Here is a 16,132-nt window from a genome sequence, read left to right as displayed (position 1 = left end):
CCTGCCTCTGCCGGCGCCTTATCCCAGAAAATCCAGTATCCGCCGGGCGTTTTCCTCTGGGGGGCGGAGGCCGTCCACTTGGAGGATGGGCAGGGACAGGGTTTCCAGCCAGTCCTCCACCTGGCGCGGGGGGCGGGCCTCCACCATCTGGAAGAAGCCCTGCTCCTTCTCAAAAAGATCCCCGCCAGGGCGCATCCTGTCCCCGAATTTCCCAAAGGATCTGTCCTTCACCCGCGCTATGCGCACTTCCCTGGGCACATAGACAAACACCGCGTGGGTAAACCGGGAGAGCGCTTCCTCCCCAAAATCCGCCACCACAGAGGTGAAAATGAAATCCTCATACTGCTTGAGATCCCGAATCAGCAGCGCCGCCACCTGGGCCTTGGTGCGGGATTTCCCATAGGCATAGCCATCTTCCTGCCGGGGGAAATAATAGTCCTCCGTATCCCGGAAGGTGTAGCCGGACAGGACCGCAAGCGCCTTGCCTAAAGTGGTTTTTCCCGCTCCGTTGCCGCCGCACAGCAAAATTTTACGGCCCATAGCGCCTCCTTATTTGTACTGCAAAACTGCCGTATGCCGGGGCATGTCCGGGGTGATTTCCATGCTGGCGCCCTCATAGCGCACCCACCGCCCGCAGACGTCCAGATACTCGTCTACTGTGCCCAGCACGTCGAAGCCGAAGGCATCGCCGCGGTAGTGCATGGGGATCACCACCCGGGGCCCCACCGCGTCCACAATCTTCTTTGCTTCCTCCGGACCCACTGTGTAAAAGCCGCCTACAGGCACCATAACCACATCGCAGCCCTGCAGGGCCTCTATCTGCTCTGGGGTTGGCATACAGCCAATGTCCCCAAAGTGGGCGGCCTTTACGCCGCCGCCCTCCAGAATGTGGATAACATTTGGCCCCCGCCTGGCCCCTTGCTCTCCGTCATGGAAGCTTTGCAGGCTTGTCACCTGTATGGGGCACGCCCTGCCTGTCAGCTTCACCCCGGCCCGATAGCCGTGGTCATAGTGCTCATGGCTGCACAGCACCAGATCCGCCTCCTCCTGTATGTCCCTGCACCCGGGCACGCTGCCCGGCTCAAAGGGATCCAGCACCACAGAGCCTTCTTCGCACTCCGCCTTAAAGCAGGAATGCCCCAGCCAAGTTAGTTTCATCATACCGCCCACATCCTTTCTTTTTTCCATTATACCCCAAGGGGGAAGCCTTGGCAACAAAGAAATTCCCGCCCCCACCGGAACGGGAATTTTGTCTTAGAGTCGGTATTCCATCTGCACGTCGCAAGGCTCTTCCGCCGCGTGGAAGGGATCCGGCTCTTCCGCCTCCACGCAGCCCATGGCCCTATAAAACGCCATAGGCCCTGCCGCCGAGTGGGCCGATATATAAAGCTTCTCCGCCCCCAGCGCCCGGCCGGACTGGGCCGCCTTTTGGAACAGCTCCCGGCCCAGCCGCTGGCCCCGGCAGTCATAGGAAACCTGCAGTTCCGCCATGTCCGCGTATTGCCCCCGGGATCCCTTCAGCCTGCCTTCCACCGCGCAAAAGCCCTTCAGTCTGCCGTCTAAGAACGCGCCCCACACCTGCCCGCCCTCTGCCAGCAGCCTGCGGAAAATGCCGCTTATCCTTTCCGGCTCGCCGCTTCCCCAGCGGTCGGTATAGCACACGTCCTGTATTTCCCAGTGCCCTTCCGCTTTCCGCCACGCCTTCTCCACAGGCTGGAAGCGGCAGAAATCGTGGAACAGGCTGCCGCACAGCTCCTCCTTTGCGAGGGGGCGCACCACCTTTTCCGGTAGGTATTTGGAGAGGTACAGCACCAGCTCGTCATCGTTTGCGCAGGGGGCGCCTTCCTCCAAGTGCTTGTCCTGATACCACACGCCTGTGCCATCAAAGAGGTAGCCGCGCTTGATATACATCCTCTGTGCCGGGCCATAGCCGCTGTGCAGTCCCACTCCCAGGCAGACGATGCGGCTGGTTTTCGCGGCTTCTGCCTCGGCGCAGTCCATCAGCCGGGAGCCAATGCCCTTGCGCTGAAACTTCTCCAGCACGTTAAAGTCCACAATCTCCGGCCAGCCCTTTCCCGCGAAGGGGCCTGCCTTTGTCTCCGGCCGCAGGGTGAGATACCCCGCCGCTTCCCCCTGCCAGCAGGCCACCAGCACCTTGCGGACACCCGCCCGCTGCTCCTTTAAATAGCCCTCATACTGGCTTTGGGGCTTGTGCCAGCCCTGGGCCGCAAAGCCATCTGCAAAGGCCCTGCAGTCCTCCGGCTGGATAGGGCTTATCACTAAGTCTTTGCTTATATAGTATTCCATCTATCTTCCTCCAATCTTTCAAAAACGCAAGCGCCCCGGCGCGGGCAGGGCGTACAGCCCCCGCACGCCGGAGCGCGAAAAGCGAAGCGTGGGATTCTTAAGGGATGGAATCCCTTAAGCCGCCGGAGGCGGTCTTGCGGGGGTGCAGGGGGCTTCCCCCTGCTTAGACCTCTACCACGCCGTCATATACCTTGATGGTGTCCCCTGTCATCAGCACCCTTTCGTCTGTGTAGTTCACATGCAGCTCGCCGCCCTTTAAAATCACCCGGATGTCTTTGCCCTTTTCGCAATATCCGTTGAGGGTGGCGGCAACTACCGCCGCGCAGGTGCCGGTGCCGCAGGCCATGGTTTCCCCGTTGCCCCGCTCCCAGATCCGCGCTTTCAGGGTGGTGCTGTCAATCACCTCCACAAAGCCCACATTCACCCGCTGGGGGAACATGGGGTCAAACTCAAACAGCGGACCCAGCTTCGTGAGGTTCAGCTTGTCCACAGAGGGCACAAATACCGTGCAGTGGGGGTTGCCCATAGAGCAGCAGGTGATGTTATACACGCTGCCGTCAATGGACACAAGCTTATTTACAATCTGCTCCCCTTCCAGCCGCACAGGCACCTTCTCCGGGGAAAGCTCTGCCTGGCCCATGTCTACCGTCACCTTGGCGGCGGCACCGTTCTTTGTGATGACCGTACACTCCTTCACGCCGCTTCTGGTTTCAATGTGCAGGGTATAGCGGCCCTGCCCGGCAGGCGTGCCCTCTGCCAGCTTGTTGTCAAAGAGGTATTTTGCCACGCAGCGGATGGCGTTGCCGCCCATCATGCCCTCGCTGCCGTCCACATTGAACAGGCGCATCTGGGCGTCCGCCTTATCCGAAGGGCACATCAGCACAATGCCGTCGCCGCCCACGCCATTGTGGCGGTCGGAAAGGGTAATGGAGAGGAACTCCGGGGAGGCGACCTCGTTGCCCTTATCAAAGCAGTTGATATAAATATAGTCGTTAGAGCAGGCGGACATCTTGGTAAAGGGTATTTTCTGTTTCTCTTCCTTTAAGTTGTTGATGTCCACAATCTCTGTGTTTTCCGGGGTGAACCGGCTCATAAGGGAGTCTGCCAGTGCGTTGGCGGTGTCCAAGGCCGTCAGGCAGGGGATGCCCAAAAGGGCGGCCTTGCGCCGGATCTTCACGCTGTCCCGGGCCGGGTTGCGGCCCTTGGCAGAGGTGGAGATAACGTAATTCACCTTGCCGCTTTCCAGCAGGGAGATGGTGTTGTCGGAAGAATTCTCATGGATTTTGTCCACAATCTTCACCGAAAGCCCGGCCTTAAACAGCACCATGGCAGTGCCGGTGGTGGCATAGAGGGTGAAATCCATTTTCGCAAGCTTCTTGGCAATTTCCCCAATCTCCGGCTTGTCCTGATCCCGCACTGTGATAAACACGCCGCCGCCCCGGCGCATCTGGTGCCCGGAGGCGATAAGCCCCTTATAGAGGGCCTCCTCCAGGCTGTTGCCCAGGCCCAGCACTTCGCCGGTAGATTTCATCTCCGGCCCCAGGTGGGTGTCCACGTCGGTCAGCTTCTCAAAGGAGAACACAGGCACCTTTACCGCCACATAGGGGGAGGGCTTGTAAAGCCCGGTGCCAAAGCCCAAGTCCTTCAGCTTGTATCCCAGGCTCACCTTGGTGGCCAAATCGCACATGGGCACCCCTGTCACCTTGCTGATATAGGGCACTGTGCGTGAGGCCCGGGGGTTTACCTCGATGACGTAAATCTCCCCGTCCATGATGATATACTGCAGGTTTATCAGGCCAATGCCATGAAGCTCCCGGCACAGGGTTTCCGTAGTGGCCACAATTTTGGCGCTCATGCCGTCGTCAATGTCAGAGGCCGGATACACGGCAATGCTGTCGCCGGAATGGATGCCTGTGCGCTCCACGTGCTCCATAATGCCGGGGATAAGGATGCTTTCCCCGTCGCAGATGGCGTCCACCTCAATCTCCATGCCGGAAAGGTACTTGTCGATAAGCACAGGGTTGTCCTGCTTGTGCGCGAGGATAATCTCCATGTACTCCTCAATGTCCTCGTCGCAGTAGGCGATAATCATGTTCTGCCCGCCCAGCACGTAGGAGGGCCGCATGAGCACCGGGTATCCAAGCTGCCTTGCGGCGTTTAAAGCTTCCTCTGCCGTCATGATGGTGCTGCCCTTGGGGCGGCGGATGCCCGCCCGCTCCAGCAGGGCGTCGAAGCGTTCCCTGTCCTCCGCCATGTCGATGGTGTCGGCAGAGGAGCCTAAAATCCGGATGTTGTTTGCCGCCAGGGTCTTTGTCAGCTTGATGGCGGTCTGCCCGCCAAAGGCCACCACCACGCCTATGGGCTTCTCGATTTTGATGATGTCCATCACGTCCTCCGGGGACAAAGGCTCGAAATAGAGGCGGTCGCCTGTGTCGAAGTCCGTGGAGACGGTTTCGGGATTGTTGTTAATGATAACCACTTCATAGCCCAGCTTCTGCAAAGACAGCACGCAGTGTACGCTGGCATAGTCAAACTCAATGCCCTGGCCAATGCGGATAGGCCCTGAGCCAAGCACAATGATTTTTTCCTTGTCCTTGTGGCGGTGGATAAACTCCCGCGCCTCGTCCTCCCCGCCGCTTTCCTCTGTGTCATAGGTGGCATAGAAATAAGGGGTGTGGGCGGCAAACTCCCCGGCGCAGGTGTCCACCATCTTAAAGGTGGGCTTGCGCTCCCAGGTTATTTCGCAGCCGGAAAGCCGGGCAATAGCCCCGTCCGGATAGCCAAGCTGCTTGCCCTGGGTGTAAAGCTCTTTTGTAAGCTGGCCCTTCTGCAGCTCCTGCTCATAGTGAAGCAGGTTTAAAAGCTTATAGAGGAACCACTTGTCCATGAGGGTCTTTTCATAGATTTCCTCCGGCGTTATCCCCCGCTTTAAAAGGGCATAGATGGCAAACAGGCGCTCGTCTGTGGCGTGGATGGCGATGTGCCACAGGTTCTCAAGGGACTCCCCGTCAAACTTCGGCAGGTTCAGGGTGTCCAGGCCGATTTCCGCCCCCCGCACCGCCTTCATCAGGGCCATTTCAAAGCTGTCGGCAATGCTCATCACCTCGCCGGTGGCTTTCATCTGGGTGCCCAGCTCCCGCTTGGCATACACGAATTTGTCAAAGGGCCACTTGGGGAACTTCACCGCCACATAGTCTATGGCAGGCTCAAAGGCCGCATAGGTCACGCCTGTGACGGCGTTTTTAATCTCGTCCAGGGTGTAGCCGATGGCAATTTTCGTGGCCACCTTGGCAATGGGATAGCCTGTGGCCTTGGAGGCCAGAGCGGAAGAGCGGCTCACCCGGGGGTTCACCTCGATAACCGCGTACTCGAAGCTGGTGGGGTGCAGGGCGAACTGGCAGTTGCAGCCGCCTTCTACCCCCAGCTCGTTGATAATAGCCAAAGCCGCTGTGCGCAGCATCTGGTATTCCTTGTCGGAAAGGGTGACAGTGGGGGCGATAACGATGGAGTCCCCGGTGTGGACGCCTACGGGATCCACGTTTTCCATGGAGCAGATGGTGATGGTGTTGCCTTTGCTGTCCCGCATGACTTCAAACTCAATTTCCTTCCACCCGGCAATGCTCTTTTCCACCAGGATCTGGGTGATGGGGGAAAGGGCCAGGCCGTTTGCCGCAACCTCCCGCAGCTCCTCCTGGTTCTCCACAATGCCGCCGCCGGTGCCGCCCAGGGTAAAGGCGGGCCGCACGATGACAGGATAGCCGATTTCCCCGGCAAAGTCCTCCGCGTCCTCCACGGTGGTCACCACCTTGGAGGGCACGCAGGGCTGGCCAATGCGCTCCATGGCGTCCTTAAAGAGCTGCCTGTCCTCGGCCTTGTCAATGGTTTCAGGCCCTGCCCCCAGCAGGCGCACGCCCTGCTCCTGCAAAAAGCCCTCCTTGGCAAGCTGCATGGAGAGGGTAAGGCCTGTCTGCCCGCCGAAGCCGGAGAGGATGCTGTCGGGCTTTTCCTTCTCGATAATGCGCTTTACGGTGGTCAGGGTCAGCGGCTCGATATAGATTTTATCCGCCATGGCCTTGTCCGTCATAATGGTGGCGGGGTTGGAGTTCACCAGCACAATCTCAATGCCGTCCTCCCGCAGCGCCCGGCAGGCCTGGGTGCCCGCATAGTCAAATTCCGCCGCCTGCCCGATGACAATGGGGCCGGATCCGATTACCAGTACCTTTTTTATGTCTTTATTTAATGGCATATGCTTCCTCCTTTTAAGACCTTGAGGGCGCTGCCCTCAAACACCCGCAAATCCTTTTAAAAAAGGATTTGATTCTAAAACTTCCCATTACGCTGCGTTCCATCCAGAATAGAGTTTCCGGGAGCAGGCTGGGACACGAGGGAGAACATCCGCCGCGAAAACTCTTTTCGCGGCGGATGGGTTCCCTGTCAGTCCCCCGCGTCTTGGGTGCAACGTCACGTTGCCAGCATAGCGAAAAACTCGTCAAACAGTTCCTCTGTGTCCAAAGGCCCGCCGCAGGCTTCCGGGTGGAACTGTACGGAAAAGGCCGGGTGCTGGAGATACCGCATTCCCTCGCAGGTGCCGTCGTTTACGTTGCGGTAAAGCTCCCTGCCCACCTTTTCGTCCAGGCTGTCTCCCACAATGGCATAGCCATGGTTCTGGCTGGTTACATACACCCGCCCGGTTTCCAGGTTCTTCACAGGCTGGTTTTCTCCCCTGTGTCCATATTTCAGCTTCGTCCGCTGGCCGCCATGGGCCAGGGCCAGAAGCTGGTGCCCCAGACAGATGCCGAACATGGGGATATGCAGCCCGCAGATTTCCTTGAGGTTCTCAATAATTTCCACGTTTTCCGCCGGATCCCCCGGCCCGTTTGTCAGCATAATGCCGTCCACATCCAGGGCCGCGATTTCCTGTGCCGTTGCCGTGCAGGGCAGCACCGTCACCTCCGCCCCCCGCCGCACCAGCTCCCGCAGGATGTTGCGCTTCATGCCGTAGTCAATAAGGGCAATCCGCTTTTTCGCTTCCCCTTCAGGCTGCACTGTGTAGGCCTCCTTGGTGGAGGTGGCCCGTACCGCCCCTTCCACCTTATAGGCTTTCAGGGCTTCCATGTCCACCGCCTGGGGGTTGTCGGTAATCATGCCGTTCATCACGCCTTTTTCCCGTATCAGCTTTGTCAGCGCCCGGGTGTCGATTCCGGAAAGGGCCACAACGCCCTTTTCCGAAAAAAAGGTGTCAAGGCTGCCTTCCGAACGAAAATTGGAAGGAGCTTGGCACCAATGCTTTACAATATACCCGCGAGGCCCGATGCCGTCGCTTTCAAAATCAGCGGGAATCACGCCATAATTCCCAATCAGGGGAAAGGTCTGTACAACCGCCTGCCCATAATAGCTTGGATCCGTCAGGGTTTCCAAATACCCTGTCATGCCTGTGGTAAACACTACTTCCGCCAGCACTTCTCCCTGTGCCCCAAAGCGGCGGCCCTGAAATACTTTTCCGTTTTCCAACACCAGATATCCGGTTTTCCCCATACATCTCTTCCTTTCTGTGTCTCGTCCAAGGTGTATATGCTTTCATTATCAGTATACTATGATACAGGAAAACCCGCCCCGGCGCAAGATAAATTTGCGATTCTATTCTTTCACCAAAAATTTTCCCGCCTTTTCCCATGCTTTTGCCCTTTCCCCCAATCCTCTACGGGAAAGCGCGTTTTGAAAACGCCGGTCCGCTGAAATTTTTTTAAAAAATTTTCCTATACGCCTTACCAAAAGGCTTCCTCCGCCGTCTAATAGACAGTGAATTCACAAGCAGCGCGTTTTACACAAACCTATATTTTTAGAATATGGAAGAAAGGAATGGTACCGGGTACGAAAAGGAAGTTTGCCTGTCTGGCAATGGGTATCCTGTACCGCATGGTGACTGCCATGAAAAAGTTTTGGAAATCTGTTTTTCTCCCTGTCCTGCTGGCAGCGGCGCTGACAGCCTGCAGCGCCCAGGCAGACAGTCTCTCCTTCCAGCCTGCAAGCTCTGTCCCCGCGGCCGTTCCTGAGCCAAGCCCCCATTCCGCTTCCCTGCCGGAAAGCAGCACGCCCGCCCCAGAGGCGGAAGCTTCCGGGGAAATCCAGCGCACCCTTTCCTGCGGCGCGGCTATAAACGCTGTGGTTTCCTGCCCCGGCAGCGTGGACTTTTCCAGCCTCTCCTCCTATAGCGGTGCCCTTCACAGCTTTGATCCGGAAGCCGTAAAGAACGTGCTGCTGGGGGAAGGGGAAATCCCCTGCCAAAAGGACGAGACAGCAGCCGGATCCCTTATCCCAGGCGCTGTGTACCATTTCTTTACTGGAGAGGACGGTCAAAGCCTGATGGTGCAGGGCGAAACCGTTACTTATGATAAGGACGGCCTGTACAGCAGCGTGGCCCCCTGGTTCCACCTGGACAAGGCGGATGGGCTGTATAACGGGGATCTGTTCCCCGCTGATAAGGATCTGCCTTTTGCCTCCCGCCAGCAGGGCTATGAGGAACTGCGCCAGGTGCTGGGAAAGCTGGGGGTGGAGGTATCCTCCCAGTATGACTGCTACGCAGTGGAAGAAAGCGCCTTGCAGAAAGCAGAGCAGCGCCTGGAAGAGACAAGCCCCGCGGAAATGCCGGAGGAAGGGGGCGCTGCCGGCAGGGACGCCCTGGAGGCCGTGTCCTCCGAGGCAGAGGCAGGAGAAGCGGCTCTTGCAGAGGTTCCCGCTGACGAGGATGCAGGGGCTGTGCCCTCTGAGGCGGAGGGCGCGCCTGTGAAAGAACTGCCTGCTGAAAGGAACGCAGAGCCTGAAAGCCGGGAATGTTACTTCTACAGGCTCTATACGGATATACAGGGCGTGCCTGTTACAGCCCATGAAAACGGCAGCGTGGACAAAGGGACTTACCTGCCCGGCGCCACCATAGAGGCCCTGTATGCTGCTGATGGCCTGCACAGCCTGCACATTTCCTGCGTCTTTGACGCGGGTGAAAACCAAACCCCCGCCCAGGCCCTGGACTTGGAAGGCGCTTTGAACAAACTGGACGAACTGTACCAGCAGGGCGTTCTGGAGGACACTGTTGAGGTGCGGGAGATTGCCTTGGAATATGTGCCTGTGGCAGATGCGTCCCGGGTGGAGGTGGAACTGGCTCCTGCATGGCGCTTTGGCGTACTGCGCACCAGAGCCTACCCCGAGAAAAGCAATCCCCAGGAAACCGTACTGGTTCCGGACTATGAGCAGGTGATGATCCATGCCCTGACAGGGAAGGAAATTTTGCTGGATCAGGGCAGCATACTATGAGTTTTATTCACTGAATTGCTTGAAAAGGCGGATGTTTTGTAACCCTTGCCATCTTTTTGCCATAATTTGAGTTTCTTCCCTCTGGAGGCGCGTTTATAAAGCGCGCCTCTTTTTGCGGGCAAACAGCCTGTGGGAGGGATGGCTGCAGGGATAGGGAAATGCGACGCGGTTCCCCACAAAAATTTTCCGGATATCTTGACAATCTGAAGGGAGTCGGATATAATAAAAAAAACATGCGCTACTGTGGCTCAGGGGTAGAGCAGCTCACTCGTAATGAGCAGGTCGTCGGTTCAAATCCGACCAGTAGCTCCACTTTTATTTTTAGAGTAAAATGCACCTTGTTTGTAGAGGGCGAACTGTTGCGTGGGGTGCAGGGGTAAGCAGAAGGGTCAGCAAAACAAATAAATTGCAGGGCAGGCGCGGATATTTTCCGAGCCTGTTCTTTTATGTTTTTCCAAACCGCCAGGGAAAAAGTGCTGCTGGCGCATTGTATTTTACAGGTGGGTGTGGTACAATAGGAAAAAGTATGGTTTAAAAACGGAAGCAACGATGGAATTAGAGAGTAAGGATGTGTTTCTTGTGATACAAGGCTATCAGTTTAAAAACGCGGTTATTTCAGGTTCCAACCATATCGCAAAATACAAAAAGCAGGTAAACGAGCTGAACATTTTCCCTGTGCCTGACGGCGACACAGGCACCAACATGTCTATGACCGCCGGGGCCGCCGCCGATGGCGTATCCGCCCTTTCCGAGGATATAGGCATAGGGGAGGCCGCCAAAAAGGTTTCCTCCACCATGCTGCGCAATGCCCGGGGCAACTCCGGCGTTATCCTTTCCCTTTTGTTCCGGGGCCTTGCAAAGGGCCTAGAGGGCCTTCACGAGGCTGGGGCCGGGGATTTGGTGAAAGCTTTGGAGCTGGGCGTGGAGGAAGCCTATAAGGCTGTGATGAAGCCCACGGAGGGCACCATGCTCACAGTGGCCCGGGTGGCGGCAGAGCGGGGCCGGGAGGCCTTGGAAAACGGCACAGAGGATCCGGTGCAGGTGTGGGATGCTGTGTGCGCGGGTGCCGGGGACGCTTTGGAGGAAACCCCGGAGCTGCTGCCGGTGCTGAAAAGGGCTGGCGTGGTGGACGCAGGCGGACAGGGCGTGTGCCTGATTTTTGAGGGGATGCGCAGCGTGTTCCGCAGCGGCATTATCATTGAATCCGGGTTAAGCGAAGAGGAAAAGGCCCAGGAGACGGAAGCGTTTTTCCGCAATGTGGCGGCAGAGTTTGACAGCGAGATAAACTTTACCTACTGCACAGAGTTCATTGTAGGGCGGGATCCGGAAATTAAGAAGGATCCTTTGGATCTCCGTCTGTTCCTGGAGACTATCGGCGACTGCGTGGTTGTGGTGGACGATGAGGAGATTATCAAAACCCACGTGCACACAGAGAATCCTGGCAACGCCCTGCAGGCGGCTTTGCAGTATGGCCAGCTTTTGACAGTGAAAATAGAAAACATGAAAGAGCAGCACCGGAAGGCTGCGGAGGAAAACCAGGCCCGCAAGGCTGTTTCCGGCGCCCAGGCGCAGCCCAAGCCCGCTTTGGAACAGCAGGCTCCTGTGGAGGAGCTGGGCTTTGTCTCCGTGGCGGCAGGAGAAGGGCTTCGCGGCCTGTTTATGGAGCTGGGCTGCGCTGTGGTGGTAAGCGGCGGGCAAACCATGAACCCCAGCACAGAGGATTTGCTCCAGGCTGTGCTGGCCACCCCGGCAAAAACCGTGTTCATCCTGCCCAACAACAAAAACATTATCATGGCTGCCGAGCAGGTAGTTCCCCTGGTGACGGACAGGGAGGTTGTAGTGCTGCCTACCCGCACCATCCCCCAGGGCGTTTCCGCCATGCTGGCCTTTGACCCGGACGGGGACGGGGAGGAAAACCGCCAGCACATGATGGAGGCCGCCGGGAACGTGGATACAGGCCTTGTCACCTTTGCCGCCCGGGATTCGGAGTTTGGCAGTTCCACCATCCGGCAAGGGGATATTTTGGGCCTGAAGAACGGCAAGCTGGATTATATTGAGAAAGATCCTGTATCCGCCTGTGTGCGGGTGGCCCGCTCCCTTGCCAGAAGGCACGAGGACACCTCCTTCATCACCTTGATTTACGGCGAGGGCATTACAGCCCAGCAGGCGGAGGAAGCAAAACGCCTGTTGGCAGCAAAGGTCAGCAGCGATGTGGAGATTACGCTGGTAGACGGCGGACAGCCTGTGTACTACTTTATCATCTCTGTGGAGTAAGCTTTCCTGAAACCGGAAACGAGGAACCCTCCTGTGGGGGTTCCTTTGCTTTGCGGGGCTTTTTCCGGGGGCCTTTTTAAGGAAAAGGCCCCCGGCCCCCCAAAACCTTCAAGGGAAGGGCGCAAAAAGGAGGTGGCTGCGTGCCGTCGCTGTATGAGATGGAAATTGAAAAGCTGAAAGGCGTGGGGGAAAAGCGGGGCAGGCTTTACCGGAAGCTGGGCGCGCCCACAGCGGGGGATCTGCTGCGGATGTACCCCCGGGCCTATGAGGACTGGGGAAGCCCCCAGCCCATTGGGGAGACCCTTCTGAATGAAACCGGGGTGGTGCGGGGCACTGTGCTGCGAAAGCCTCGGGAAACCAGGATACGGGGCGGGATGACCCTGTACAAAACCCTGGTGACAGATGGGGCGGAGGATTTGCAGCTTACCTTTTTTAATAACCGCTATATCCCCATGCTGCTGCGGGAGGGGGAAACCTACCTGTTCCGGGGGCGGGTGACAGGCAGCCTGCTGCGCAGGGAGATGTCCTCCCCGGAATTTATAGCAGAGGGGAAGGCGAAGGCCATTGTGCCCGTATATCCGGCCACCCAGGGGCTGACCTCCCGGATGATTTGCTCTGCCATGGAGCAGGCCCTCCGGCTTTTGCCGGAACAGGTGCAGGATCCCCTGCCGGAAAGCCTGCGGGAGGAACTGGGGCTTGCCGGGCTGGGGGAGGCCCTGCAGGGGATACACTTTCCCCAGTCCAAAGAGGAGCTGGCGCTGGCAAAAAGGCGGCTTGTTTTTGAAGAATTCCTGGTTTTGCAACTGGGGCTGCTGCACATGAAAAGCGGCAGGAGCGCGGAAAATCGCCATCCCGTGCCCGGGGGTTTCCCGGAAGCCTTTGCACAGCTTCTGCCCTTTGCCTTAACAGGGGCACAGCGCCGGGCCATCACCCAGGCCATAGGGGACATGGCAGGCCCCGCCCCCATGAACCGCCTTATCCAGGGGGACGTGGGCAGCGGCAAAACCGCTGTGGCGGCGGCCCTCTGCTGGGCGGCGGCACAGCAGGGATACCAGGCGGCGCTGATGGCCCCCACGGAAATTCTGGCACAGCAGCACTTTGCCTCCCTGTCGGCCCTTTTAGGCCCCGGGGGCGTGCGCTGCGCCCTGTTTACAGGCTCTATGCCTTTGGCCCAGCGCCGGGAGCAGCAGGCCCAACTGGCGGCGGGGGAAATCCAGCTTGCCATTGGCACCCATGCCCTGTTAAGCGAGAAGGTGGCTTTCCACGACTTGGGCCTTGTCATCACAGACGAGCAGCACCGCTTCGGGGTGAACCAGCGCTCCGCCCTGGCAGGCAAGGGCGCGGCCCCCCATCTGCTGGTGATGAGCGCCACCCCCATCCCCCGCACCCTGGCCCTGCTGATGTATGGGGATCTGGACATCTCCATTTTAGACGAGCTGCCCCCCGGGCGGCAGGCGGTCAGTACCTATCTCATTGACCCGCCCAAGCGGCAGAGGGCCTTTTCCTATATCCAAAAGCACCTGGAGGCCGGGCGGCAGGCATATCTGGTGTGCCCTCTTATTACAGAGGAGGACGGCCTTTCCCTGATGAGCCTGGAAAAATACCGGGATATTGTTTCCCGGGCCTTTCCCGGGGTGCCTGTGGGGGTGCTCCACGGGAAGATGAGAAACAGCGAAAAGGAACAGGTGATGGAGGCCTTTGTAAAGGGGGATATTCGCCTGCTTCTTGCCACTACGGTGGTGGAGGTGGGGGTGGACGTGCCCAATGCCGCCATTATGCTGATTGAAAACGCGGAACGCTATGGCCTGTCCCAGCTTCACCAGCTTCGGGGCCGGGTGGGCAGGGGAACGCACAAGTCTGCCTGCATTCTGGTGACAGACGCCCAGAACGAGGACACCCTTTCCCGCCTGCGGCTGTTCCGGGACACCCGGGACGGCTTTAAAATTGCGGACGCGGACTTGAAGCTTCGCGGCCCTGGCGATTTTTTCGGGGCGCGCCAGCATGGCCTGCCCCAACTGAAAATTGCGGACATGGCAAATGACATGGAGACACTTTTGCAGGCCCAGCGCTGCGCCCAGGAAATTTTCCCCCGGCTTTCCGAGCCGGAATACCGTCCCTTGCGCAGGGAAATCCGCAGGCTGTTCCAGGACGGGAACCAGGTGGTGCTGTAAAAGGCGGGCTGTTTTCAGAGGATATTGTTTACTTATAAAGGAGGGAGCGCTGTGATAATTCGCAGGGCAGTTTTAGAGGATGCGGACAGGCTGGTGGAAATGCGCCGGACTTTCCAGCAGGAAGCAAAGGGGAACCCGGGCAGCGAGGCTTTTGCCCGGTCAGTGAAAGCGTACCTGGAAAAGCATATCCCCGCAGGCACCTGTATTGTGTGGCTGGCAGAGGAAGGGGAAGAGGTGGCCTGCTGCGCCATGCTTTCCTGTGTAGAGGAGCTGCCCACCCTGGCAAACCCCGGGGGCAGGAAGGGGTATCTTCACAATGTGTTTACCCTGCCGGCATACCGCAGGCAGGGGCTGGCGGAGAAGGTTGTGAAGGGCTGCCTGCAGTCGGCTAAAGAATGGGGCGCGGGCCTGGTGCATTTGGGGGCCACCGCGGCGGGCAGGCCCCTTTATGAAAAGCTGGGCTTCCAACTGCTGGATGGCGAGATGGAGCTGGATCTCCAGGCGGAATCCGCTTTGTAAGCCAGGGAGAGGTTTTGGGGGTTCAAGCATAAACGTTTACCACCGGGCTGGCGGGGACTTATAGTAAACGCATTTCAAAAGAGGCAGAATACCTCTTTTCAGGTGCGTTTACTATAAAGCCCAAAAGAAAAGACGTTTTGGCTTTTGCCAAAGCGTCTTTTTTCTATGCCTATTTGGAATCCTTGCCCAGCAGCTCCCGGAGGATTTCATCCGTGTCATAGGGGTTGTGATCCGCGGAAGGCGCGCTGTGGGCAGGCGGCTTTTGAGGGGCGGGCTGCTGGGACTTCTGGGGAAGCTGGAACTCCTCCGTATACAGGCTGTCCTGAACCGGGGCGGTGTAGCTTCCCTGGGGGAGATCGAATTCCTCAGTGTAGAGGCTGTCCTGGGCAGGGGCCTCATAGCCGTCATAAGGCTCTAGGGGCCGCTTTGCCGGGATTTCAAATTCCTCGGTGTACAGGCTGTCCTGGAGGGGCGCGGCTTCATAGCCGTCATAATATACAGGCTCCTGCTGGGGCGCGTCGAACTCCTCGGTATAGAGGCTGTCCTGCTGGGGGGCGTCATCGTAATAAGGCTCTGGCGGCACAGGCGGCGCAGGCGCATGGGGCTGGTGAGGGGGATATGCCTCTGGCTGGCGCTGCTCGGCCACAGCTATCTCTTCAAAAATGCCGTCCCGCTCGTCCAGCCGCCTGTTGTGGAGAAACAGAGCCAGCAGCATGATAAGGCCGATAACCCCGAAAAGGGCGCTGGCGGCTCCGCCGTAAAAGAGGGTGATGGACATGGAGTTTGCCTTCTGGTTTAAGCGGGCAAAGGTGAAATAGTTAGGTTCCAAGGAATCGGATGCCCCTGCCGACGCAGAGGCGCTGCTGGAGCCGGGGCTGTTCAGGGAGAGCTTGGGCCTGCCCACCTGGGGGCGGGAGACGCTGGGGCTGCTGGCGGAACGCCGGGGCGTGGGCTGGGGAGTCTGGACAGGGGCCGCAGGCTCGCTATACACAGGAGGCGGCGGGCTGGAAGGCTCCTCGGGAGGGGCGGAAGAAAAAACGTCCGGCGGCGGGCTGGAAAGCTCCCCGCCTACGGGATCGGAAGAGAAGGGCGGTTCGCTGGACACGTCGGGCGGATCAGAGGATACAGGCGGATCCACCGGGGGATCGCTGACAGGAGGGGGATCCGGCGTGATGTCCTCCCCGCCGGAGATCGGCTCATCCGCAGCCATCGGGGGAAGGGTTTCCTCGTCTGCAAAAGCCAGGGAGGGAAGGGCTGCCAGCGCTAAAAAAAGGCTTAACAGCACAGCCGCCAAAACCCGGATTCTTTTTCCCCGGTTTTTTTTGTTTTGCTTCATTGCCACAGGAACCATTTTTCAACCCTGCCTTTTCTTAAAAAATCATGGTATAGTTAACGCGGTTTAAAAGAGGCGAATGTCCCTTTTAAACCAGGCGGCAAAGCCGCCCAGCTCTAAAATCGGTAAATACCGGTTTTACAGCGCGTTTACTATAGGCCATTGCCAGGCCCTGGGACATTATAGCACACAGGGCCTGGCAATGCAACAGAACCAGGTC

General features: G+C 58.3%; 10 protein-coding genes and 1 tRNA gene. 5 read left to right on the top strand and 6 right to left on the bottom strand.

The window, feature by feature from the left end:
* Positions 1–18: 18 nt before the first annotated feature.
* The 5 genes from D1841_RS04300 to D1841_RS04280 form a co-directional block, all read right to left on the bottom strand.
* A complete protein-coding gene (locus D1841_RS04300) occupies positions 19–540 on the bottom strand; it encodes an AAA family ATPase (protein ID WP_160642148.1) in 522 nt (173 codons plus the stop codon).
* Between the two features lie 9 nt (positions 541–549).
* The gene (locus tag D1841_RS04295; RefSeq protein ID WP_237076188.1) at positions 550–1,161 is read right to left on the bottom strand and encodes an MBL fold metallo-hydrolase; all 612 of its coding nucleotides are present in this window, start codon (positions 1,159–1,161) and stop codon (positions 550–552) included.
* A gap of 93 nt (positions 1,162–1,254) precedes the next feature.
* On the bottom strand, positions 1,255–2,307 hold the full coding sequence (locus D1841_RS04290; protein ID WP_160642150.1) for a GNAT family N-acetyltransferase: 1,053 nt from the start codon (positions 2,305–2,307) through the stop codon (positions 1,255–1,257).
* Positions 2,308–2,470: 163 nt separating this feature from the next.
* Entirely contained in the window at positions 2,471–6,553 is a 4,083-nt protein-coding gene (gene carB, locus D1841_RS04285) for a carbamoyl-phosphate synthase large subunit (protein WP_160642151.1), read from the bottom strand.
* Positions 6,554–6,768: 215 nt separating this feature from the next.
* Positions 6,769–7,842, bottom strand: coding sequence for a carbamoyl phosphate synthase small subunit (locus D1841_RS04280; RefSeq protein WP_160642152.1), 1,074 nt, complete (start codon positions 7,840–7,842; stop codon positions 6,769–6,771).
* Between the two features lie 324 nt (positions 7,843–8,166).
* On the opposite strand from D1841_RS04280, the gene D1841_RS04275 reads away from it, so the two are divergent.
* From D1841_RS04275 to D1841_RS04255, 5 genes are all read left to right on the top strand, one after another.
* Positions 8,167–9,615, top strand: a complete 1,449-nt coding sequence (locus D1841_RS04275; RefSeq protein WP_160642153.1) for a hypothetical protein — start codon at positions 8,167–8,169, stop codon at positions 9,613–9,615.
* 237 nt (positions 9,616–9,852) lie between these two features.
* Positions 9,853–9,927 (top strand) — tRNA-Thr (locus D1841_RS04270).
* 267 nt (positions 9,928–10,194) lie between these two features.
* Complete coding sequence (locus D1841_RS04265; protein ID WP_160642203.1) at positions 10,195–11,889, top strand: DAK2 domain-containing protein; 1,695 nt, start codon at positions 10,195–10,197, stop codon at positions 11,887–11,889.
* A 140-nt stretch (positions 11,890–12,029) separates the two neighbouring features.
* A complete protein-coding gene (gene recG / locus D1841_RS04260; RefSeq protein ID WP_160642154.1) occupies positions 12,030–14,060 on the top strand; it encodes an ATP-dependent DNA helicase RecG in 2,031 nt (676 codons plus the stop codon).
* Positions 14,061–14,111: 51 nt separating this feature from the next.
* Positions 14,112–14,579 (top strand): GNAT family N-acetyltransferase, encoded by a 468-nt coding sequence (locus D1841_RS04255; protein ID WP_160642155.1) that lies wholly within the window; start codon positions 14,112–14,114, stop codon positions 14,577–14,579.
* Positions 14,580–14,748: 169 nt separating this feature from the next.
* Here D1841_RS04255 and D1841_RS04250 read toward each other — a convergent pair whose 3' ends face one another.
* On the bottom strand, positions 14,749–15,930 hold the full coding sequence (locus D1841_RS04250; protein WP_207710185.1) for a hypothetical protein: 1,182 nt from the start codon (positions 15,928–15,930) through the stop codon (positions 14,749–14,751).
* Positions 15,931–16,132 lie beyond the last annotated feature (202 nt).

Origin of the sequence: Neglectibacter sp. X4, assembly GCF_009917365.1 — a bacterium.
In the GTDB taxonomy this organism is placed as follows: Bacteria; Bacillota; Clostridia; order Oscillospirales; family Acutalibacteraceae; genus Acutalibacter.
Note: the sequence above shows the minus strand (reverse complement) of the source record. Positions and strands in the feature narration are given on the sequence as shown.

Bases quoted from the DNA above. Each gene is read 5' to 3' on its own strand.
- carB (WP_160642151.1), bottom strand. From the start codon at position 6,553: ATGCCATTAAATAAAGACATAAAAAAGGTACTGGTAATCGGATCCGGC.
- D1841_RS04300 (WP_160642148.1), bottom strand. From the start codon at position 540: ATGGGCCGTAAAATTTTGCTGTGCGGCGGCAACGGAGCGGGAAAAACC.
- D1841_RS04295 (WP_237076188.1), bottom strand. From the start codon at position 1,161: ATGATGAAACTAACTTGGCTGGGGCATTCCTGCTTTAAGGCGGAGTGC.
- D1841_RS04280 (WP_160642152.1), bottom strand. From the start codon at position 7,842: ATGGGGAAAACCGGATATCTGGTGTTGGAAAACGGAAAAGTATTTCAG.
- D1841_RS04290 (WP_160642150.1), bottom strand. From the start codon at position 2,307: ATGGAATACTATATAAGCAAAGACTTAGTGATAAGCCCTATCCAGCCG.
- D1841_RS04250 (WP_207710185.1), bottom strand. From the start codon at position 15,930: ATGGTTCCTGTGGCAATGAAGCAAAACAAAAAAAACCGGGGAAAAAGA.
- D1841_RS04275 (WP_160642153.1), top strand. From the start codon at position 8,167: ATGGTACCGGGTACGAAAAGGAAGTTTGCCTGTCTGGCAATGGGTATC.